This window comes from Rahnella sp. GSA61A (assembly GCF_019969905.1).
Taxonomy (GTDB): domain Bacteria; phylum Pseudomonadota; class Gammaproteobacteria; order Enterobacterales; family Enterobacteriaceae; genus Rahnella; species Rahnella aceris.
In genome coordinates this window covers 1-1,371 of sequence record NZ_JAHXYO010000049.1, presented here as the reverse complement: position 1 = coordinate 1,371, position 1,371 = coordinate 1, and the positions used below count along the sequence as shown (strand labels likewise).

At 64.3% G+C, this 1,371-nt stretch carries 1 protein-coding gene; it reads left to right on the top strand.

Annotated elements, in window-relative coordinates:
* The coding region (locus LC431_RS26160; RefSeq protein WP_223510479.1) for a type VI secretion system Vgr family protein at positions 1-1,371 on the top strand (1,371 nt) is incomplete at both ends.

The following is a 1,371-nucleotide window of genomic DNA, read 5'->3' as shown; positions in this document are numbered from 1 at the left end:
CGCGCCGGTGACCGGCGAAAGCTACCTGTACGCCCGCCCTTACCGCGAGGCCGGTGAGGACGTGGACGCCGCCGCCGAAACCGGCGCGTTCTACGCCCGCATCCGCCATGAACGTAAACTCAATCATCAGTGCCGGATATTCGCCCGCACCACCGGCAGCGGGCTGGCGCCGGGTCAGGTGCTGGAGCCGCAGAACTACCCGTTCAGCGACCTGCCGGACGGCATCCTCATTACCCGCATCGTCGCCAAAGGCTCACGCACCGAACATTTTCGCCTCAATATCTGGGGGATGGCGTACCGCGAAACGATTGGCTTCCGTCCCGAACCACCGGCGCGGCCGGTGCTCAGCGGCACGATACCGGCGCGGGTGGAAAGCCCGGCCAAAGGCGACACCTACGCGTGGCTGGATAATCAGGGGCGTTACCGCGTGCGCATTGACGGCGACCGTGCGTCGGCGGATGCCGGTTATGCCTACCTGTGGGTGCGCCTCGCCAAACCCTACGGCGGCGACGGCTACGGCTGGCATATGCCGCTGACCGACGGCACCGAAGTGGCGATTGCCTTTGACGGCGGCGACCCCGACCGGCCGTATATCGCCGCCGCGCTGCACGACTCTGAACATCCCGACCACGTGACCGGACTTAACCACACCCGCAACGTTCTGCGCACCCCGTCAAATAACAAACTGCGGATGGAGGACCGGCGCGGTGAGGAGCACATCAAACTCGCCACCGAATACGGCAAGACCCAGCTGAATAGCGGGCATATCGTCGATGCGCAAAACGCGCCGCGCGGCGAAGGTTTTGAGCTGCGCACCGATGAACACGGCGTCCTGCGCGGCGGTAAGGGCGTCTTTCTGAGCGCGGACGCCCAGCCGCAGGCGCAGGGTCAGGTGCTGGATAACAGCGCGGCGATGGCTGAAATCGACTACCTGCAGCGTCAGGTAAAGGCCCTCAGCCAGGCCGCCGCCGAGGCCAGCGCGCTGGAGGCCGACATCGCGGCGCAAATCGCCATGTTCAGCGAACGGCTGAAGCCGATAAATCAGGTGGTGCTGGCCAGCGCGCCACAAGGGATTGCACTGACCAGCGGCGAACATATGCAGCTGGCCGCCGCCAAAAACATGATACTGAACGCCGGTAACAGTGCGGATATCGGGGTGATTAAGAACCTGACCGTCAACACCGGTGAGGAAATGGGCATCTTTGCGCTGAAGGGCGAAATGAGCCTGAAGGCCAGCGAAGGCAGGGTCGACGTTCAGGCGCAGAACAACCGGCTGGCGCTTGCGGCGGGCAAAAAAGTGAGCCTCACGGCGGTGGACGGCGACATCCTGTTCAGCGCGAAAAAGCGCATCACGCTGATAGGCGGCGGCAG